The sequence below is a fragment of the Actinoplanes sp. NPDC049598 genome, assembly GCF_040675435.1.
Lineage (GTDB): Bacteria > Actinomycetota > Actinomycetes > Mycobacteriales > Micromonosporaceae > Actinoplanes.
On sequence record NZ_JBFAOX010000009.1, the window covers coordinates 304,366 to 323,587 of the forward strand.

Here is a 19,222-nt window from a genome sequence, read left to right on the forward strand (position 1 = left end):
ACGCGCGACGGCGAGAGGTAATCATGGCGCGCCCAAGTCATGCTGGAGTAGCGGAGAGGGGAACATCATGGCGAAAACACTGAAACGTGCGGCGGCGTTCAGCGCGCTGACCAAGGCACTCGTGTCCGGCGCCCGGGGCGGCCCGTCGCTGAGCAAGCGGGTCGCGGCCATCCCGCGCATGCTCAAGGCCACCGCGAGCGGCAAGTACGACGGCGGCATGCGGCTGGCCCTGATGACCGCCGCCACCGTCTACGTCGTGTCGCCGATCGACGTCGTCCCCGAGGCCTTCCTACTGGTGCTCGGCCTGGCCGACGACGCCGTCATGATCGCCTGGCTGGCCGGGGCGGTGCTCGCCGAGACCGAGCGCTTCCTGGAGTGGGAGAGGCAGCGGGATCGGATCGTCGTAGTCTAGGGCGTGCGCTACTACGACAACGTCGTCGACATCATCGGGGACACCCCCCTGGTCAAGCTGAACAAGGTCACCGAGGGCATCGCCGCCACGGTGCTGGCCAAGGTCGAGTACTTCAACCCGGGCGGTTCGGTCAAGGACCGGATCGCCCTGCGGATGGTGCTCGACGCGGAGGAGGCCGGCCTCCTCAAGCCCGGTGGCACCATCGTCGAGCCGACCAGCGGCAACACCGGGGTCGGCCTGGCCCTCGTCGCGCAGCGGCGCGGCTACAAATGCGTCTTCGTCTGCCCCGACAAGGTCAGCGAGGACAAGCGGAACGTCCTGAAGGCGTACGGCGCCGAGGTCGTCGTCTGCCCGACCGCGGTCGCCCCCGAGGACCCGAGGTCGTACTACAACGTCTCCGACCGCCTGTCCCGCGAGATCCCCGGCGCCTGGAAACCCGACCAGTACAGCAACCAGGCCAACCCGCGCTCGCACTACGAGCAGACCGGCCCCGAGCTGTGGAAGCAGACCGACGGCCGGATCACCCACTTCGTGGCCGGCGTGGGCACCGGCGGCACGATCACCGGCGTCGGCCGCTACCTCAAGGAACAGGGCCCGGTGAAGGTCATCGGGGCCGACCCGGAGGGCTCCGTCTACTCCGGCGGCACCGGCCGTCCCTACCTCGTCGAGGGCGTGGGCGAGGACTTCTGGCCCACCACGTACGACCGCTCGCTGGCCGACGGCATCATCGAGGTCTCCGACTCCGACTCCTTCGAGATGACCCGCCGCCTCGCCCGCGAGGAAGGGCTGCTCGTCGGCGGCTCCTGCGGCATGGCCGTGGTGGCCGCGCTCGAGGTGGCCCGCAAGGCCGGCCCCGACGACGTGATCGTGGTGCTCCTGCCCGACGGCGGCCGCGGCTACCTGTCCAAGATCTTCAACGACGACTGGATGGCCCGCTACGGCTTCCTGCGTACGGTCGAGGGCCAGCCCACCGTGGCCGACGCCCTGGAGAGCAAGGGCGGCACCATGCCACCCCTGATCCACGTCCACCCGACCGAGACCGTCCGCGACGCCATCGACTACATGCGGGAGTACGGCGTCTCCCAGCTCCCGGTCCTCAAGGCCGAGCCCCCGGTCGTCACCGGCGAGGTGGCCGGCTCGATAGCCGAGAAGGCCCTGCTGGACGCGCTGTTCACCGGCCAGGCCCACCTGCACGACACGATCGAGCGCCACATGGGCGACCTCCTCCCCATGATCGGCGGCGGCCAGCCCGTCAGCGAGGCCGTCGCCCTGCTCGAGAAGGCCGACGCGGCGATGGTCCTGATCGACGGCAAGCCCGCCGGCGTCCTGACCCGCCAGGACCTCCTGGCCCACCTGTCCTGACCCAGCGACCGAGCCCGCCGCGCTGATCGAGCCCGGCGGGCCCGCCCTGGCCCGGTTCCGGGAAAATCTGTACAGACTTCGCGCCATCTGCTGCCGGCTTCAATTAGCCGGGCCGGCACGCTGAACCGGCACGGAGCGCCGGGGTAGACCGAAATCCCGAACTCCGTGCCGGCTGTCAGTCGAGTTCGGCGGGCACCGTGACCACGTCGACCAGGGCGTTCTTGCGGAGCAAGGTCATGGGGAGCTGCTGGCCGATGGCGGGGCCCAGCATGAGCTGCTGGAGCTCCTGGACGGTCTGCACCGGTTTGCCGCCGGCGGTGAGCAGGATGTCGCCCAGGTAGATGCCGGCCTGGCCGGCGGGGCTGCCGGGGACGACCTCGACCACGCGCAGGCCCAGTTTCTGGTCGATGCGGGCGGCCAGCTGCGGGGGCAGCGGGGTGGGTACGCCCGCGACGCCGAGCCAGGCTCGGCGGACCCGGCCGGAGGCGACGAGCTCGCCGATGATCGAGCGGGTGGTGGCGTTGATCGGGACGGCCAGGCCGAGGCCGTAGCCGGCGACCGCCGTGTTGATGCCGACGACCGTGCCGGTGGAGTCGGCCAGGGCCCCGCCCGAGTTGCCGGGGTTGAGGGCGGCGTCGGTCTGGATGACGCTGTCGATGATCCGTACGCGGCGGCCGTCGCGGGCCGGCAGGGAGCGGCCGAGCCCGGACACCACGCCGGCGGTCACCGAGCCGGCGAGACCCATCGGGTTGCCGACGGCCACCACGAGCTGGCCGATCTGCAGGGTGTCGGCGTTGCCGAGCGGGGCGGCCGGCGCGCCCGAGTTGTGCACCCGCACCACGGCCAGGTCGGAGAGCGCGTCGGACCCGACCACGTCGAATTTCGTCTCGGTGCCGTCGGCGAAGGTGGCCGTACCACCGTTGGCGCCCGCGACTACGTGCGCATTTGTCAGGAGAAAACCGTCATCGGTGAAGGTGACCGCCGAGCCGGCGCCGGCGCCGCGGGCGGTACGGACCGACAGAGCGGCCACGGAGGGCAGGAGCTTGGCGGCGACCCCGGTCACCACACGGCTGTAGGCATCGAGCGCCCCAGATTCGACACCCGTGTGTTCGGTATCCATGACGGGCTCAACATCGGTGTGAGCGGGGTCGATGCCCGCGGGGGATAAGCCCACGGCGAACGTGCCAGTCACGCATAGTCGCCACAGTCGCACAGAAAGTCCGACCGGAGGATGGCGCTGGGCGGTTGTATGGGTCGTGACAGTCGCATGACGAACGGCGGGGGTGGGGAATGGTCATCGCCGACCGGCCGGTGCCAACCGACATTGTGGACCGACTTCTCTGGCGGGACGCCCAGAGCATGCTCGGGCGCCACACCGAGGCGGGTCACGACGGCAACTGTGTCTGGTGTGGATGGCGCTGGCCGTGTGCTCCGCGCCGGCTGGCCGAGCGGGCCGAGGCGGCCTCCCGGCGGCCCTGGCGGGAAGCGTGGACCGTACGCCACGACCTGAACAGCATTCGCGGGTTGCCGGCGATGCAGCACAAGCGCCCGCAGAACCGCGGCTACTTCAACTGAACAAAGACTTTGGACGTCGCCGTCCGCTTGACCTCCCCCGGCAGGCCACGGCTTGACAGCCCGGTGACGTCCCTCCCGGCGGTGAGTTCGCTGCGCCCCGCCAGCGCGGCGTCCTCCCGCATCAGGACCCGCCCTTGAACTGGCCAGGACCGGCACGCCTCCGCCGGTCCAGCGCCTCCGGCCAGGCGCGACCCCCGGTTCGGGCGGGGCGGTTGGCGGGAGCGCGTGACCACAGGTTCCCCCGTTCCATCTCGGTCGCGCGCTCCCGCCCAACCATCACCGTGCAAGATCGAATGAGTAGCGCAACTGCCGCACCGGCACCCCGTTGATCGGCTCGACGCGGTCGGCGCCGTCCGGCTTCCAGCCGCCGCGCTCGTAGAAGCGGCGCGCCACGTCGTTGCCCTCGAGCACCCAGAGCACGGCCCGCTCCTCACCCAGCCCGCGCAGCTGCTCGAGCGCGTTGACCATCAGCTCGCGGCCCACGCCGGTGCCGACCAGTTCGGGCGCCACATGGATCGCGTACAGCTCGGAAGCCCCTGGGGTCTCGCTGGGCCCGGCGTAAGTGAACCCGACGATCTCGCCGTCCACCACGGCGACCGTCATCTCGTGCGTGTCGCGCTCCCACTTGTAGCGCTCGGCCCACCACTCGCCGAAGCCCTCTTCGGACCGCGCGCCCAGCACCTCCGGGTCGAGGAGGTGCGCATAAGCGGCGACCCGGGAGCGCTGGTGCACGGCGCCCACCGCATAAAGGTCAACTTCCTTGGCCGTACGGAGGGACAGGCTCATCGCTCGACGGTAGCGGGGCGGCGCGCGGGCACCGGGACGCGCATGAGGTCCTCCGCGATCACGATCTCACCGGGGAACTCGGGCCCCGCCTCCTCGAGGAAGCGCCCGGCGTCGGCGTAGCGCTGCGAGAAGTGGGTCAGCACCAGTTTCCGTACGCCCGACTCACGCGCCACCGACGCCGCCTGAGCGGCCGTCAGATGACCGACAATGGCTGCCATCTCCGCGTCCTCGGTCAGGAAGGTCGACTCGATGACGAGCAGGTCGACGCCCTCGGCCAGCTTGTAGACGTTGTCGGTGAGGCCGGTGTCCATGATGAAGGCGAAGCTCTGACCCGGGCGCTCGACGCTGACCTGCTCCAGGGTCACGTCGCCGAGGCGGCCCGCGCGCTGCAGCTCGCCGACGGCCGGCCCGGTGATGCCGTGCGCGGCCAGCAGCTCGGGCACCATCCGCCGGGCATCGGGCTCGTCCCACCGGTACCCGTACGTCGGCAGTGAATGCCAGAGCGGCAGCGCGGTGAGGCGCCCCGCCGGGGTCTCGGCCGAGAAGCTCGCGCCCTCGATCGGCGCGGCGACGATGTCGGCGTTGTCCCAGTAGCTCGTGGCGTGCCGCAGCCGGTCGTAGAACTCCTGGCCGGCGCCGGGGTAGTGCACGGTCACCGGATGCGGCACCTTGTCGAGCGAGATGCGCTGCAGGATGCCGGGCAGGCCGAGGCTGTGGTCGCCGTGGAAGTGGGTGATGCAGATGTGCCGGATGGGGGTGACCGGGAGGCCGGCGAAGAGCATCTGGCGCTGGGTGCCCTCGCCCGGGTCGAAGAGGAACACCTCGTCGTCCCAGCGCAGCAGGTAGCCGTTGTGGTTGCGATGCCGGGTCGGCACCTGGCTCGCGCTGCCCAGAATGACCAGCTCGCGCATGAGACGTCCCCCGAAATGAAGCGACCCCTGGGGACTTCCACGCACGAGTGCGTGGTCCGGTCGGACTAGGCCGGATCCCCAGGGGTCGGGTGGCTGTCTGGTATTCGCCGAACCGCTGCCACACGGTCCCGACGTATTACTTCGAACGAAGCTGTCGAGGACAGCGGCTAGCGGACAGCCACCTCACGAGTCCCGTTGCTATACAACTTCGGACCACCTCCCTTCACGTGTACGGCCACGTTATCCACCCGAGGGGCCCTTCGCCAATGCTTTTTGAATCACTACAGACGAGGGAATACCCGCGGGGACATTTCGGTGCCTTCCACCGCGAGCGAGGCCGGGCCGACGATCAGCGGATCCGGGGTCCCGACGACCTCGGGGTCCTTGTTCTCGTAGTCGAACCGGTTGAGCACGTGCCGCATCGCCTCGAGCCGGGCCCGCTTCTTGTCGTTGCTCTTCACCACGGTCCACGGCGCGTCGGCGGTGTCGGTGTAGAAGAACATCGCCTCCTTGGCCTCCGTGTAGTCGCCCCACTTGTCGAGCGAGGCCAGGTCGTTCGGCGAGAGCTTCCACTGCCGTACCGGGTCGACCTGACGGATGGCGAAACGGGTCCGCTGCTCCTGCTGGGTCACCGAGAACCAGAACTTGACCAGGTGGATGCCGGAGCGCACGAGCATCCGCTCCAGCTCGGGGGTCTGCCGCATGAACTCGAGGTACTCGGCCCGGGTGCAGAAGCCCATGACCCGCTCCACGCCGGCCCGGTTGTACCAGGACCGGTCGAACAGCACGATCTCGCCCGCGGCCGGCAGGTGGGCGATGTAGCGCTGGTAGTACCACGAGGTGCTCTCGCGCTCGTTCGGCTTCTCCAGCGCCACCACCGACGCGCCACGCGGGTTCAGGTGCTCCATGAAGCGCTTGATCGTGCCGCCCTTGCCGGCGGCGTCCCGGCCCTCGAAGAGGACCACCAGACGCTCACCGGTCGACTTGCACCAGTTCTGCAGTTTCAGCAGCTCGATCTGGAGCAGCCGCTTCTGATGGTCGTACTCCTGCCGGGACATCCGTTCGTCGTACGGATAGTCCTCGCGCCAGGTGTCGACCGGGCTGCCGTCCGCGTTGAGCAGCACCGGGTCGTCGTCATCGTCGTCGGCCACCCGATAGCCGTCGAGCTCGGCGATGGAACCGTCGTACGGCTCGCTGTACTGCTCCTGGACCTCTTCGAACTCCGCCTCCGCCTGCATGACCGTCATACTTACCCAGCGAAAGTGAACATCAGCCGATCCATTTCCTAAGGTTCTTCTTCCGCGAGGACTCCACCACGGGCGGCAGCTGCGCGTGGGTCTCGACGCCGACCTGCTCCTAACGCCCGTAGAGCACGCCGAACCAGAAAGCCTCCTCGCCGCTGCCGCCGATCTCCTGCAGCAGCTCGCGGGCGACCACCGAGTCCTGGTGGGCGCCGAGCACGTCCTGCAGCTCGGTCAGGGCGTCGACCAGCTGCTTGCCCGGCTTGCCGGCCCGCGGGGCGAAGACCTCGACCGCGTAACGGGCCCGCTTGTAGGCCTTGCGGGCGTCGTGCAGCTCGTGGTCGATGCCGTCGGCCAGGGCCTGGTCGAGCAGCGCGTCGGCCTTGGTCAGGCTCTTGGCGGCCCGCTTGAGCGGATCCTTCTCGGTGGTCTGCTGCTCGGCCAGGCGGTCGATGCGGTCGAGCAGGGCCAGGTAGCGCTCGCTCTCCAAGGCCTCGGCCAGGGCGGCCCGGCCCCGCTCGACCTGCGCGTCCAGATGCTCGCGGATGCGGGCGGCGACCGGCGCGAACTGCGGGCCGTCCTCGATCTCGGCCAGCAGCTTCTGCTCCTGGACCTGGCCGTCGCGCACCTCGCCCAGCAGGTCGGCCAGCCACTTGAGCTCGTCGCCGATCTCCTGGGCGTCGCCGAAGCTGCGCTTGAACGTCTTCAGGGTGCTGCGCAGCCGCCGCGTGCCGACGCGCATCTTGTGCACCGCCTCGGCCTCACCCTGGCGTACGCCCGGGTCGAACCCGGTGATGGCGTCACGCTGCTCACGGACGTACGCCAGCACGGGGTCCTTGGGGGTTTTGGACGGCTTGCCCGGTTCGGGGTTGCCGAGGGCCCGGGCGACCTTGGAGGGGCCCGCGGCTGGGCGCGCGCCGGCCGCCTCGAGCGCCCGGCCGATCCTGGCCAGCAGCTTCGGGGTGCCGTCGACCAGCTCGACCTCGACCTCCTGCCAGCGCTGCTCCCGGCCGTCCCGCTCGGCGATCACCTGATCCTGCGCGATCAGGGCGAGCGTGGTGCCGTCGGCCTTCTTGAGCGGCGTCTCGACCCGATGCGTGCGCAGGCGGGCGATCGGCTTGAGCTCCCGCCGCCGGATGATCGACCGGACCAGGCCCGCCAGCTCGCTGGGCACGATGTCCGGCTGGCCGTTGAGCGGCAGGCGGTGCTCCTTGCGGCTGAAACCCTCACCGGGCGTCTTCAGATGCCAGCCCGCGTCGGCGCCCCCGCTCCGGCGGCGCAGCGTCCGCCGGTGGCGCAACAAGGTCAGCTCGTCGGTGTCGAAGTAGGTGGCGTCGAGGTCGTGCGTCTCCGCCCCATCGACACGAAAAACACCCGATTCGCCGGCGAAGTCCGGCAACGAGAAGCCGTCGGGCACGTCGTATTTGAGTTCCGTTTCGCTGGCGATCTCCATGTGTTCATGGTGCCCGACTTCCCCCGCTCGACACAGAGAACTGATTGGCAGGTTGTGCACAGCCGGATCTCAGCTTGGTCGGGCATCGTGGTGGCCTACTTCTCGTAGGAGGTACCAGCGTGGAGAAGCCCGACCGCCGCCCGGTGTCCCTGGCCGGCCTCGGCCTGATCGGGGCCGGGGCCGTCCTCGGCCTCGCCCTCACCGGCCCGGCCTCGGCCGCCCCGTCGTCGTCCTCGTCCCCCTCGGCCGCACCGGCCACGTCGACGTCGATCGATCAGCCTTCGAAACCCGCCAAGGAAGACTCCTAGACCCCGGCCGTGCGCACGGTGCGCAGGTAAAGGGCACGCGAATAGGCGGCGGAGGCCGCGCTGTAATACATCGTCGCCAGCCCGACATGGAAGCTGTTGTTGGTCAGCGCGTTCTTGGCGTTGGCCGACGCCGACCAGCGGATCTCCGCATCCGACTCGCTGATGCCCTTGCGGGCACACCGCAGCCGGTTCATCTCCTTGCCCGTCTTCCAGGTCTCGAGCGCCGCCTCGGCCTCCCGCATCATCGCCCGCGCCTGCTCGGCCAGCGACTCGGCAAGATCCCAGGCATGACGCTCCTCGTCAACGAAGAAGGACGGCATGACCCACCTCCCGACGTTCCGCTCCTGGCCCCAGTGTGCGGATCATGTCGGGACATGTCGATCTTTTCCACCCTGACGCATGAATCAAGGACCCGATGTCACACCGGCAGCGGACCCCTGACCGCCGACGCCAACTCCATGATCTTTCGATTTGCCGAGACGCGGCAGGGCCTTCGATTCCAGGATCCCGACCACGAGCGCCTGCGCGATCACGTCCCTGGATTGGACGGCCCGCATCACCGCCTGCGAAACCAGGATCGCTCCGTAGCCGAATGCAAGACCGGTCAGTGCGACCCGCAGGCCGATCGGTAGAGATGATCGCCAGGCCGCCGGCGCGAGGAGGGCTACCAGCGGTACAGCGATGTTCAGCCGGAAGGCGCTCTCGGCCAGGAAGATGAACGACTTCTTCCGACGGTCGAACGTCACGAAGGCTTGCGACTACCTCAAGCCCCACATGTACCGGCTGGCCAGCGAGGTTGCTGCTGACATCGCCAACTGGCTTCGCCAGAAGGCAGAGCGTTGGCGCTCAGCCCCGGCGCCGGTCTCCGCACACACCTCACGCCATGCACGAAGTGGCGGGTCGACCGCCGGCGGATGGCAAGGCAGAAACGAACTGAGCCCGCCCTCGCCTAAGCGAGCGCGAGCCCAGGTCGATAGATCGTCAGTTGGTGCGGGCCACGCCCACCGGGCAGGTCATGCCGTTGGGGCCGTGGTTGCAATAGCCGTACGGGTTCTTCGCGTCCGACAGGTACTGCTGGTGGTAGTCCTCGGCGTAGAAGTAGCCGCCGAGGGGGCGGATCTCGGTCGTGATCTGGCCGTGGCGGGCGGCGGTGACGATGGGCTGGAAGGCGTCCCGGGAGGCCTGGGCGATCCGCGCCTGGTCGTCGGTGGTGGTGTAGATGGTCGAGCGGTACTGGGTGCCGACGTCGTTGCCCTGGCGCATGCCCTGGGTCGGGTCGTGGTTCTCCCAGAAGGCCTTCAGCAGGTCCTCGTACTGGATCTGGCTGGGGTCGTAGACGACCTGGACGACCTCGGCGTGGCCGGTGGAGCCGGAGCAGACCTCTTCGTACGTGGGGTTCCGGGTGAACCCGCCGGCGTAGCCGACCGAGGTCGAGTAGACGCCGGGCAGCCGCCAGAAGATGCGCTCGGCGCCCCAGAAGCAGCCCATTCCGAAGACGGCGATCTCGAGACCCTCCGGCCATGGTCCCTGCAGCGGGGTGCCCAGCACGACGTGCTCGGAAGCTACCGGCATCTCGAGGGGGCGGCCCGGCAGGGCCTGGTCGGGGGTCACCATCTCGGGCTTGCGGAACCGTAGGAACACGGTCACTCCCTTCATCCGGTGTCTACAACACCGGGGTCACCCCAGTTGTTTCGCGATCAGCGCGGCGTACGACGTGGCCTCCTCATCGCTGTCGTAGCGGTGCCGGGGCCAGAAGAAGCCGCGCAGCCCGTCGCCCTTGGTGCGCGGCACGACGTGGAAGTGGAGGTGTGCCACCGACTGCGACACCACGTTGTTGTTCGCCACAAATGTCCCCTGCGCCCCCAGCGCCGGCGGCACCGCCGCCGCCACCTGCTTCACAAGTCCGAAAAACCCTGGCAAAAGCGAAGAAGGCAGCTCGGGCAGCGTCACGACATGGGTGCGAGGAACGAGAAGCACGTGGCCCTTGAAAACCGGGCGGGTGTCCAGGAAACCGACACCGTCGGGGGAGTCGACCACCTTGAAAGCGGGCACCGTCCCCGCCACGATGCCACAGAACACACAGTCGGCCACCAGCTGAGACTAGCCTTGCCCAGCATGACGGCTAACGACTACGGGTTCGACACCCTCGCCATCCACGCCGGCCAGGAGCCGGATCCACGGACCGGCGCGGTGGTGCCTCCGATCTACCAGACGAGCACGTACGCCCAGGATGCCGTCGGCGCCCCGCGGCTCGGCTACGAGTACAGCCGGTCGAGCAACCCGACCCGTGACGCGCTCCAGGAGTGCCTGGCGGCGATCGAGGGCGGCCGGCGCGGGCTGGCGTTCGCGAGCGGCCTGTCGGCCGAGGACACGCTGCTGCGTACGGTGTGCCGGCCGGGCGACCACGTGGTGATCCCCGACGACGCGTACGGCGGGACCTTCCGTCTCTTCTCGAAGGTCCTGGAGAACTGGGGTCTGGACTGGACGGCGGTGCCGCTGGAGGACCTCGACGCGGTACGGGCCGCGTTCCGGCCTGGCCACACCAAGGTGATCTGGGCCGAGACGCCGACGAATCCGCTGCTCAACGTGGCCGACATCGCCGCCCTGGCCGGTCTCGCCCACGAGTACGACGCGCTGCTGGTCGTCGACAACACCTTCGCCTCGCCCTATCTGCAGCAGCCGCTCGGGCTGGGCGCGGATGTCGTGGTGCACTCGACGACCAAGTATCTCGGCGGTCACTCCGATGTGGTCGGCGGCGCGCTGATCACGGCGACCGACGACCTCGGCGACCAGCTCGCCTTCAACCAGAACGCCATGGGTGGGGTGAACGGTCCCTTCGACGCGTGGCTGACGCTGCGGGGGATCAAGACCTTGGGTGTACGCATGGAGCGGCACTGCGACAACGCCGAGCGCATCGTCGGTTACCTCCGGGAGCATCGCGCCGTGGCGAGCGTCCTCTACCCGGGGCTGGAGAATCACCCCGGTCACGAGGTCGCGGCGAAGCAGATGCAGCGCTTCGGCGGCATGGTGTCGTTCCGCGCGGCCGGCGGCATGGAGCAGGCGATCGCGATCTGCAACAAAACGAAGCTCTTCGTGCTCGCCGAGTCACTGGGCGGGGTCGAGTCGCTGATCGAGCACCCGGGTCAGATGACACACCTGTCCGCTGCGGGCTCCGCGCTTGAAGTCCCCGCCGATCTCGTGCGACTGTCTGTCGGCATCGAGACCGTTGACGATCTGCTTGCCGACCTGGAGCAGGCATTGGGCTGATTTACGGAGAAAAGATGACGGACGGGACGACCTGGGTCGGCGCCACCGCGAAGCAGATCGCCCGGGCGGTGCGGCGCGGCGACGTGACCGCCACCCAGGTCGTGGCCGACCACCTCGAGCAGATCGCGATCACCGACCCGTCGCTCGACGCGTTCCGGGTGGTGCGCGGCGGTGAGGCCATCACCGAGGCCGAGAAGGTCGACGACCAGGAGGACCTGGCCAATCTCCCGCTGGCCGGCGTGCCGGTCGCGGTCAAGGAGAACACCGCGGTGGCCGGGCTGCCGGTCTGGTCCGGCTCGGCGGCGGTGCGCTCGGCTGTCGCCGAGGAAGATCACGAGGTCGTACGCCGGCTTCGCGGCGCCGGGGCCGTGGTGGTGGGCGTGACCCGGATGCCGGAGATGGGCCTGTGGGCCGTCACCGACGACGCCGAGGTGGCCACGCGCAACCCGTGGGACCTGGACCGTACGCCCGGTGGCTCGTCGGGCGGGTCGGCCGCCGCGGTGGCCGCGGGCCTGGTCCCGATCGCGCACGGCAACGACGGGCTCGGCTCGATCCGCATCCCGGCCGCGTGCTGCGGTCTGGTCGGCCTCAAGCCGGGCCGCGGCGTCGTCCCGGCCGAGCTGGGCCGGGACAACTGGTTCGGCCTGGTCGAGAACGGCGTGCTGACCACGACGGTGGCCGACTCGGTGGTCGGCTTCTCGGTGCTGGCCGGCCGTGACCCGATCAAGCTGGTCGAGCCGTCCCGGTTGCGCATCGGTGTCTCCACCCGCTCACCGGTGGCCGGCATCCGTCTCGACGAGCCCAACGCGGAGGCCGTGACGACCGCGTCCAAGCTGCTCGTGCAGGCCGGCCATGACACCTTGACAGCCCATCCGGCCTATCCCCAGTCGCTCGGCGTTGGCACGCTGGCCACCTGGTTCGCCTCGGCCTACGTCGAGTCGCGGGACTACGACCTCGCGCAGCTGCAGCCGCGGACCCGCCAGCACATCCGGCTCGGCAAGTGGGCCATGCGCAGCGGCCTGGTCCGCCAGAAGCAGCGCGACGCGTTCCGCGAGCGGTCGATCGGCTTCTTCGCCGACCGCTCGATCGACCTGCTGCTCACTCCCGCCCTGGCCACCGCGCCGCCGTTGGCCGACGGGCACGCGGGCGGGTCCTGGCGGGCGAACATGAGCGCGAGCATGCGCTACGCCCCGTACGCCGCGCCGTGGAATGTCGCCGGCCTGCCGGCCATCGTCGTCCCGATGGGCGTCCGTCCCGACGGCCTGCCGGTCGGGGTGCAACTGGTCGGGCCGCCCGACTCGGAGCCGCTGCTGCTGGCGGTGGCCGGCCAGTTCGAAGTGATGAACCCCTGGAGGCGTCACGCCTTCGGATAGGTCAGTGGCACGATTCAGGTCATGACTGGTGCCCCCCTGCCGCTCGATCTGCTGACGCTCTCCGACATCGAGGCGGCGCGGCGGCTGCTGACCGGCGTGGTCAAGACCACCCCGCTGATCGACTCCCGCCCGCTGACCGAGATCACCGGCGTCGACGCCTGGCTGAAGTGCGAGAACCAGCAGCGGGCGGGCTCGTACAAGGTGCGCGGCGCGTACACCCGGATCAGCCGGCTCTCCGAGGCCGAGCGGTCCCGCGGGGTGGTCGCGGCCAGCGCCGGCAACCACGCGCAGGGGGTGGCGCTGGCGGCCGAGCTGCTCGGCGCCCGGTCCACGGTCTTCATGCCCGAGGGGGCGCCGCTGCCCAAGGTCACGGCGACCCGGGGGTACGGCGCGGCCATCGAGTACGCGGGCACGAGCGTCGACGACTCGCTCGTGGCGGCCCAGGAGTTCGCCGAGAAGACGGGCGCGGTGCTGATCCACCCGTTCGACCATCCGGACGTCATCGCCGGTCAGGGCACCGTCGGCCTGGAGATCCTCGACCAGCTCCCGGCCGCGGCCACGATCATCACGGCGGTCGGCGGTGGCGGGCTGATCTCGGGCATCGCGGTCGCGGCCAAGGCGCTGCGGCCGGACATCCGGGTGGTCGGCGTGCAGGCGGCCGGCGCCGCCGCGTACCCGCCCTCGCTCGCCGCCGGGTCGCCGCAGAAGCTGGCCCAGGGCGTCACGATCGCCGACGGCATCTGCGTGCTGCGGCCCGGCGACCTGAACTTCGCGCACGTCAGCAAGCTGGTGGACGAGGTCGTCACGGTCACCGACGAGGATCTGTCGGCGGCGTTGCTGGTGCTGCTCGAGCGGCACAAGATGGTGGTCGAGCCGGCCGGGGGAGCGGCCTTCGCGGCCCTGCTGACCGGCGCTTACGTGCCGCCGGCGGACGGGCCGGTGGTGGCCGTGCTCTCCGGCGGCAACATCGACCCGATGCTGCTGCTGCGGGTGATCGAGCACGGGCTGGCCTCGGCCGGGCGTTTCCTGCGTCTCGCGGTGCGCTGCGACGACCGGCCGGGGGAGCTGGCCCGGCTGCTGGGCCGCATCGCCGACCTGCGGGCCAACGTGGTCGAGGTCGGCCACTCGCGGCAGAGCCCGCGGCTCGGCTTCGGCCAGGTCGAGGTCGCTCTGTCGGTGGAGACGCGCGGGCCGGACCACTCGGACGCGCTGATCGGCACGCTGCGCGACTCCGGTTACCGGGTGTCGCTGCTGGCCGACGCGACGCCGTAGTTCGTGCGGGGCCCTCGCGGGCCCCGCAAAGTCTCGTCAGCCCTCGAACGGGCCGAACTTGACCACCGTGACCTTGATGTCGGCGCCGCTGGGGGCCGTGTAGGTGACGGTCTGGCCCTCGCCCGAGCCGAGGATCGCCTTGCCGAGCGCCGACTCCGGGCTGTAGACGGTCAGGTCGGTGGTCGAGGAGATCTCCCGCGAGCCCAGCAGGAACGTCTCGGTGTCGCTCTGGTCGTCGTCGAAATAGATCGTGACGACCGAGCCCGGGCCCACCTTGTCGTTCGCGGGGGCCTCGCCGACCTCGGCGTTGCGCAGGAACTCCTTTAGATAGAGGATCCGGCCTTCCTGACGGCTCTGCTCCTCGCGGGCGGCGTGGTAGCCGCCGTTCTCGCGGAGGTCACCCTCCTCACGGCGCGCGTTGATCTCGGCCGCGACCTCGGGGCGGGCGGCGATCATCTCGTCAAGCTCGGCCTGCAGCCGGTCGTAAGCGTCCTGAGAAAGCCAAGTCTTGGGCGCCTCTGAACTGGACACGGTCGATCTCCTCGGGTGGAACGGGCAGGGCGGGAACAGAAAAAGATCAACTCGCTCGCCGCGGCGGATGTCCCGGCGGACCTCGACGGAGCGAATCACTAAGCTTACCAGCGGTACGCACGGGGCCAGAATTGCGGGATTTTCGGCCGATCAGGCCGCGGGTTCACACCCCAGGATGTCGCCCACCGAGCCCCGGGCGGTGGTGGCCACCGTCTCCTTGGCCTCGACGGACGTCTGCCCGGCGGCCGGTCTGACCACGACTGTGCGGCGGCCGACCTCGAAACCGTCGTAGTCCCGGGCCCGCAGGACGCAGCTGGCCGACTCGCCGGCCGGGACGCGCACCCGGAACTGGATGACCATCTCTTTGTCGGTCGGCTCCGACCACCCGACGATCTGGGCGTCGTAGTTCGTCTGGCCGAAGCGCTGGTAGAGCTTGAGCGAGACGGCCAGCGAGACCCCGATGACGACGATGAGGACGACGAGCGGCAGCACCGGCCGGCGGCGGCCGGAGCGGCGCCGTCCGTATCGGCCCGGCGGGAAGACCGGGGCTGTGGTGCGCGTCTCGCTCACCTGACGACCTCTCGTGCGTTCGTTGTCGGCGGGATCAGCCAGAATGGCAATGTTCATTCTGGCAGCCGACACCGGCCCGTCCGACGCGGGTCAGGTCCGAGGAGATTTCAGTGGCTGAGCAGTTGCGTCTCATGGCGGTGCACGCGCACCCCGACGACGAGTCCAGCAAGGGTGCGGCGACCATGGCGAAATACGTCGCCGAGGGCGTCCAGGTGCTGGTCGCGACGTGTACGGGTGGCGAGCGCGGGAGCGTGCTCAACCCGAAGATGGACCGGCCCGAGGTGCAGGCCGACATCACCAACATCCGCCGGGCCGAGATGGACCGCGCCCGCGAGATCCTCGGCGTCGAGCAGGCGTGGCTCGGTTTCGTCGACTCGGGCCTGCCCGAGGGCGACCCGCTGCCGCCGCTGCCCGAGGGCTGCTTCGGCCTGCAGGACCCGGAGACCGCCGCCGTCCCGCTGATCAAGCTGATCCGTGAGTTCCGGCCGCACGTCATGACGACGTACGACGAGAACGGCGGCTACCCGCACCCCGACCACATCATGTGCCACAAGATCTCGGTGGTGGCCTTCGACGCCGCCGGCGACCCGGAGAAGTACCCGGAGCTCGGCGAGCCCTGGCAGCCGCTGAAGCTCTACTACAATTCCGGCTGGACCCGGGCCCGCATGCTCGCCCTGCACGAGGGCATGATCGCGGCCGGCCTGGAGTCGCCGTACACGGAGTGGCTCGAGAAGAGCGCCGACCGCGAGGACCGCGGCGACAAGATCACCACTCGGGTCGAGGTGGGCGAGTACTTCGAAATCCGTGACGAGGCGCTGCGGGCGCACGCGACCCAGGTCGACCCGGACGGCTTCTGGTTCAAGATCCCGCTCGAGCTCCAGCAGAAGGTGTGGCCGACCGAGGACTTCGAGCTGGCCCGCTCACTGGTGGACAGCCCGGTGCCCGAGTCGGATCTGTTCGCGGGGGTTCGCGAGCGCGTCGAGACGCACTAGTACTCTCGACACATGGGCATTCTTGCCGTCAACAACTTCGGAGACACCCGCTCGGGCGGCCTGGCCGGCCCGATGGGTCTCTTCATCATCGTGCTGCTGTCCATAGCAACTGTTTTGCTGATTCGCAATATGAACAAGCGCGTGCGTCGGCTTCCCGACAGTTTTCCTGACGTAAGGCAGACACAGCGTGAGGCTGAGATCGCGCGGCTGAATGCGGATCTCGAGCGTTCCGGGGACGGAACGGCAGCGGATCGTGTCGATGCGGATCGATCGGCGGGCGCCAATCCCCCCGCGGATGGCGAGGTCAAAGCCGTTACTACTGAGCGTGACGGCGGTTCTGCGGACGGCGACGCCCGCGCCGTTTGACCTCGTCGCGGGCGGTTCGATCTTCGGGACCGCCCGCACGGTCCGTATTGGTCTGACGTATGGGTAATACGGGCCGTCAGTCAAGCCTTGTTGTGCTCATGAATATTGATTTAGCCTTCCGCCGGGGGCCTAGCCGCCCCTGATCCCTGCGCGGAAGGGGGCGCCGAAAATGACCATTCCCCGCCCGCAGATTTCTCCTCTGCAGATGCACGTGCATCCGCCAGTGCTGCTGGTGAAGTGGGGTGCGCCATGACCGCGCCCCCGGTGGCCCGCCGTTCCTGGATCGACGTCGCCGGCCTGGCCGGGCGTTCTCCGGGCGTACGAATTCTGACCACTGCCGTCGCCGCGGCGGCCGCCATTCTGGCCGTCCTCGGGATGCTCCTGCCGATCGACCGGCCGGCCGATCGGCCCCTCACGCCGCTCGTCGGAGCGGCCCTGGCCGCCGTTCTGGTGGCGGCCGGTCAGCTCGCCCGGCTCCGGTTCCGGCTCGGCCGCGGTTTCGTCTCCGTCTCCTGGGGCGAGGCCGCCTTCATCATCGGCTTCATCGTGGCCCCACCCGGCTGGCTGCCCGCCGCCACCCTGCTCGGCGCGGTCGCCGCGTGGGCGCTGCTGGCCTGGTGGGAGTCGTTGCGCAACGTGGCCGAGGTGGTCCACCTGGCCGCCTCGCTCACCCTCGGCGCGGCCGGCGCCTCGGCCGTGGCCGGCCTGATCGCCGGCCCGTCCCCGGTGCTGAGCACCCGTACGGTCACCGGTCTGATCGCCGGCGCCCTCACCTACCTGGTGGTGACGTTCGGCCTGGCCACCCTGACCCTGGCGCTGCACCGCGACGCCACCGCGACCCAGATCCTTCTCCGCGCCTCGTACGCGAAGCTCCCCCTGGTCGTCGGCAACGTCGTGGTCGGGCTGGCCGCCGTGGCCGCGCTGGTCAAGGGCCCGTTCTGGCTGCTCGCGTTCCCGCCCGCCCTGTGGCTGCTGCAGCGGACGTACCGCTTCCACCTGCGGGCCGAGGAGGAACGCCGCATGTGGGAGGCGTTCGCCGCCGCCACCGCGACCCTGCCCGGCGGCGCCGAGGCCGACGTGGCCGAGGCCGGACTGCGGGCCGCGCTCGACGTCTTCGGCGCCCGCCGGGTCGAGATCGAGGTGCGCGGCCGCGACGGCGAGCGCCGCTACGCCGAGGACGGCCCCGGTCAGGACAACGCCGTGGCCGGGCTGCCCGGCCCGGCGATCACCCGGTCCATGGCGGTCGACGGCGACCTGGTCGGTGAGCTGACCGTCTGGCTCTCCGAGCCGACCCTGCCCGTCCCGCGCGACGAGGCGGCCATCTCCGCCTTCGGCGACGCCCTGGCCGGGGCGCTGCACGACGCGGCGGCCCGGGAGCGGGTGGCCGAGCTGAGCAAGCAGGCCGCGTGGGACACCCGGCACGACCGGCTCACCGGCCTGCTCGACCGCACGACCCTGCTCGGCGAGGGCGACCAGCTGCTGCGCTCGTTCGACCGCCACCGCAACGTCGCGCTGCTGCTGCTCGACATCAACGACTTCCGCGAGGTCAACGGCACCCTCGGCCACCGGCACGGCGACGAGGTGCTGCGCCTGGTGGCCGAGCGGCTGGCCGAGACGGCCCGCGACGGCGAGCTGGTCGCGCGCACCGGCGACGACGAGTTCGCCCTGCTCGTGCCGAACGTGACGACCCTGACCGACTCGTCGGCGCCGCGCCGCGACCAGCCCGTCCCGCTGCCGATCGTGCTGCGCCGGGCCCGCGAGCTGGTCGAGGAGCTGGGCCGCCCGATGGAGGTGTCCAGCGTCCGGCTCGCCGTCGAGGTGGCCGTCGGCGTGGCGGTCGCCCCGGCCGGGCGCGTCGAGGTGGGTGAGCTGGTGCGCCGGGCCTCGCTCGCCCTGCAGCAGGCGAAGGAGCAGGAGGTGACGGTCGCGGCCTTCGACGCCGCGCAGGACGCGGTCACCACCGACGGCCTGGCCCTGCTGGCCGAGCTGAAGGACGCGCTGACCGCCGACGACCAGATCCTGCTGCACCTGCAGCCCGCGGTCGACCTGGTCACCGCCGCCCCGACCGGTGTCGAGGCGCTGGTCCGCTGGCAGCACCCGCGCCGCGGGCAGCTCTCGCCGAACGAGTTCATCCCGACCGTCGAGCACACCGAGCTGCACACGGCCTTCACCCGCCGCGTGCTCGACCTGGCCCTCGACGCGGCCGGCATGTGGCAGGCGGCCGGCGTCGACGTGCCCGTCTCGGTCAACGTGCCGGCCCGCAGCCTGCTCGACCCCAGCTTCCCGGCCCAGGTCCGCGAAGCGCTGCGCCGCCACCATGCCCCGGCCTCCCGCCTCGTCCTGGAGATCACCGAGTCGGTCGCGGTCAGCGAGGAACGCATCGTCGACGACGTCCTGGCCGAGCTCCGCGACGCCGGCATCCAGCTCTCCCTGGACGACTTCGGCACGGGCTACTCCTCCCTGTCGATAGTCACCCGGGCCCCCGTCGACGAGATCAAGATCGACCGTTCCTTCGTCGACGACATGATCGAGTCCGCGGCCGCCGGCGCCGTGGTCCGCGGGGCCGTCGAGCTCGGCGCCCGCCTCGGCGTCCGCGTGGTGGCCGAGGGCGTCGAGACCACCGAGCAGCGGGCCGCCCTGATCGCGCTCGGCTGCCCCACCGCCCAGGGCTACCACTTCTGCCGCCCCATGCCGGCCGACCGCATCGTCCAGGCCCTGACCCAGCTGAACGAGGCCACCCCGACCAACATCCACCCCCTCCGCGCCGACGACGCGTCCTAGGGGCGCGTTCCGCGGGCGCGTG

The 19,222-nt window shown here is 70.3% G+C and carries 21 protein-coding genes; 10 read left to right on the forward strand and 11 right to left on the reverse strand.

Annotation, left to right across the window (positions count from 1 at the left end; genetic code table 11):
• The first annotated feature begins 67 nt into the window (after nucleotides 1–67).
• On the forward strand, nucleotides 68–412 hold the full coding sequence (locus tag AB0J66_RS22610) for a YkvA family protein (RefSeq protein ID WP_364663726.1): 345 nt from the start codon (nucleotides 68–70) through the stop codon (nucleotides 410–412).
• A 3-nt stretch (nucleotides 413–415) separates the two neighbouring features.
• On the forward strand, nucleotides 416–1,774 hold the full coding sequence (locus AB0J66_RS22615) for a cystathionine beta-synthase (RefSeq protein WP_364663729.1): 1,359 nt from the start codon (nucleotides 416–418) through the stop codon (nucleotides 1,772–1,774).
• 175 nt (nucleotides 1,775–1,949) lie between these two features.
• Here the strand turns inward: AB0J66_RS22615 and AB0J66_RS22620 are convergent, their stop codons facing one another.
• Nucleotides 1,950–2,894, reverse strand: coding sequence for a trypsin-like peptidase domain-containing protein (locus tag AB0J66_RS22620; protein ID WP_364663731.1), 945 nt, complete (start codon nucleotides 2,892–2,894; stop codon nucleotides 1,950–1,952).
• A 206-nt stretch (nucleotides 2,895–3,100) separates the two neighbouring features.
• Here AB0J66_RS22620 and AB0J66_RS22625 point away from each other — a divergent pair, with 206 nt between their 5' ends.
• A complete protein-coding gene (locus AB0J66_RS22625) occupies nucleotides 3,101–3,349 on the forward strand; it encodes a hypothetical protein (RefSeq protein ID WP_364663733.1) in 249 nt (82 codons plus the stop codon).
• Between the two features lie 276 nt (nucleotides 3,350–3,625).
• On the opposite strand, the gene AB0J66_RS22630 is transcribed toward AB0J66_RS22625, so the two are convergent.
• The 4 genes from AB0J66_RS22630 to AB0J66_RS22645 form a co-directional block, all read right to left on the reverse strand.
• Entirely contained in the window at nucleotides 3,626–4,135 is a 510-nt protein-coding gene (locus AB0J66_RS22630) for a GNAT family N-acetyltransferase (RefSeq protein ID WP_364663736.1), read from the reverse strand.
• Nucleotides 4,132–5,046 carry a ribonuclease Z gene (locus AB0J66_RS22635; protein ID WP_364663739.1) on the reverse strand — a complete coding sequence of 305 codons (915 nt, stop codon included), beginning with the start codon at nucleotides 5,044–5,046 and terminating at the stop codon, nucleotides 4,132–4,134. Before AB0J66_RS22635 ends, AB0J66_RS22630 begins: the two co-directional genes overlap by 4 nt.
• 281 nt (nucleotides 5,047–5,327) lie before the next feature.
• Nucleotides 5,328–6,284, reverse strand: coding sequence for a polyphosphate kinase 2 (gene ppk2 / locus AB0J66_RS22640; protein ID WP_364663742.1), 957 nt, complete (start codon nucleotides 6,282–6,284; stop codon nucleotides 5,328–5,330).
• Between the two features lie 118 nt (nucleotides 6,285–6,402).
• Nucleotides 6,403–7,740 carry a CYTH and CHAD domain-containing protein gene (locus AB0J66_RS22645; RefSeq protein ID WP_364663744.1) on the reverse strand — a complete coding sequence of 446 codons (1,338 nt, stop codon included), beginning with the start codon at nucleotides 7,738–7,740 and terminating at the stop codon, nucleotides 6,403–6,405.
• A gap of 119 nt (nucleotides 7,741–7,859) precedes the next feature.
• Between AB0J66_RS22645 and AB0J66_RS22650 the strand changes: the two genes are divergently transcribed.
• Nucleotides 7,860–8,048, forward strand: a complete 189-nt coding sequence (locus AB0J66_RS22650) for a hypothetical protein (protein WP_364663747.1) — start codon at nucleotides 7,860–7,862, stop codon at nucleotides 8,046–8,048.
• On the opposite strand, the gene AB0J66_RS22655 is transcribed toward AB0J66_RS22650, so the two are convergent.
• The 4 genes from AB0J66_RS22655 to AB0J66_RS22670 all read right to left on the reverse strand — a co-directional run bounded on the left by AB0J66_RS22655 (nucleotide 8,045) and on the right by AB0J66_RS22670 (nucleotide 10,139).
• Nucleotides 8,045–8,368, reverse strand: coding sequence for a hypothetical protein (locus AB0J66_RS22655; protein ID WP_364663750.1), 324 nt, complete (start codon nucleotides 8,366–8,368; stop codon nucleotides 8,045–8,047). The two genes, AB0J66_RS22650 and AB0J66_RS22655, sit on opposite strands and share 4 nt — an antisense overlap.
• A gap of 84 nt (nucleotides 8,369–8,452) precedes the next feature.
• Nucleotides 8,453–8,794 (reverse strand): hypothetical protein, encoded by a 342-nt coding sequence (locus AB0J66_RS22660; protein ID WP_364663752.1) that lies wholly within the window; start codon nucleotides 8,792–8,794, stop codon nucleotides 8,453–8,455.
• 235 nt (nucleotides 8,795–9,029) lie between these two features.
• A complete protein-coding gene (msrA, locus tag AB0J66_RS22665; protein ID WP_364663754.1) occupies nucleotides 9,030–9,689 on the reverse strand; it encodes a peptide-methionine (S)-S-oxide reductase MsrA in 660 nt (219 codons plus the stop codon).
• Nucleotides 9,690–9,725: 36 nt separating this feature from the next.
• Nucleotides 9,726–10,139: an HIT family protein gene (locus AB0J66_RS22670; protein ID WP_364663757.1), complete on the reverse strand. Its 414-nt coding sequence runs from the start codon at nucleotides 10,137–10,139 to the stop codon at nucleotides 9,726–9,728.
• 24 nt (nucleotides 10,140–10,163) lie between these two features.
• On the opposite strand from AB0J66_RS22670, the gene AB0J66_RS22675 reads away from it, so the two are divergent.
• From AB0J66_RS22675 to ilvA, 3 genes are read left to right on the forward strand one after another with little or no spacing between them, the layout of a single operon-like run.
• Entirely contained in the window at nucleotides 10,164–11,315 is a 1,152-nt protein-coding gene (locus tag AB0J66_RS22675) for a cystathionine gamma-synthase (protein ID WP_364663760.1), read from the forward strand.
• Nucleotides 11,316–11,329: 14 nt separating this feature from the next.
• The gene (locus AB0J66_RS22680) at nucleotides 11,330–12,688 is read left to right on the forward strand and encodes an amidase family protein (RefSeq protein WP_364663763.1); all 1,359 of its coding nucleotides are present in this window, start codon (nucleotides 11,330–11,332) and stop codon (nucleotides 12,686–12,688) included.
• A gap of 21 nt (nucleotides 12,689–12,709) precedes the next feature.
• A complete protein-coding gene (gene ilvA / locus AB0J66_RS22685) occupies nucleotides 12,710–13,960 on the forward strand; it encodes a threonine ammonia-lyase (protein WP_364663766.1) in 1,251 nt (416 codons plus the stop codon).
• Nucleotides 13,961–13,996: 36 nt separating this feature from the next.
• Here ilvA and greA read toward each other — a convergent pair whose 3' ends face one another.
• Both greA and AB0J66_RS22695 read right to left on the reverse strand, forming a co-directional pair.
• Nucleotides 13,997–14,491 (reverse strand): transcription elongation factor GreA, encoded by a 495-nt coding sequence (gene greA, locus AB0J66_RS22690; RefSeq protein WP_364663769.1) that lies wholly within the window; start codon nucleotides 14,489–14,491, stop codon nucleotides 13,997–13,999.
• A 150-nt stretch (nucleotides 14,492–14,641) separates the two neighbouring features.
• A complete protein-coding gene (locus tag AB0J66_RS22695; RefSeq protein ID WP_364663772.1) occupies nucleotides 14,642–15,061 on the reverse strand; it encodes a DUF4307 domain-containing protein in 420 nt (139 codons plus the stop codon).
• A gap of 110 nt (nucleotides 15,062–15,171) precedes the next feature.
• Here AB0J66_RS22695 and mca point away from each other — a divergent pair, with 110 nt between their 5' ends.
• The 3 genes from mca (at nucleotide 15,172) to AB0J66_RS22710 (ending at nucleotide 19,200) form a co-directional block, all read left to right on the forward strand.
• On the forward strand, nucleotides 15,172–16,053 hold the full coding sequence (gene mca / locus AB0J66_RS22700; RefSeq protein ID WP_364663774.1) for a mycothiol conjugate amidase Mca: 882 nt from the start codon (nucleotides 15,172–15,174) through the stop codon (nucleotides 16,051–16,053).
• A 12-nt stretch (nucleotides 16,054–16,065) separates the two neighbouring features.
• The gene (locus tag AB0J66_RS22705) at nucleotides 16,066–16,419 is read left to right on the forward strand and encodes a hypothetical protein (protein WP_364663777.1); all 354 of its coding nucleotides are present in this window, start codon (nucleotides 16,066–16,068) and stop codon (nucleotides 16,417–16,419) included.
• 249 nt (nucleotides 16,420–16,668) lie between these two features.
• The gene (locus AB0J66_RS22710; RefSeq protein ID WP_364663780.1) at nucleotides 16,669–19,200 is read left to right on the forward strand and encodes a GGDEF domain-containing phosphodiesterase; all 2,532 of its coding nucleotides are present in this window, start codon (nucleotides 16,669–16,671) and stop codon (nucleotides 19,198–19,200) included.
• Nucleotides 19,201–19,222: the final 22 nt, after the last annotated feature.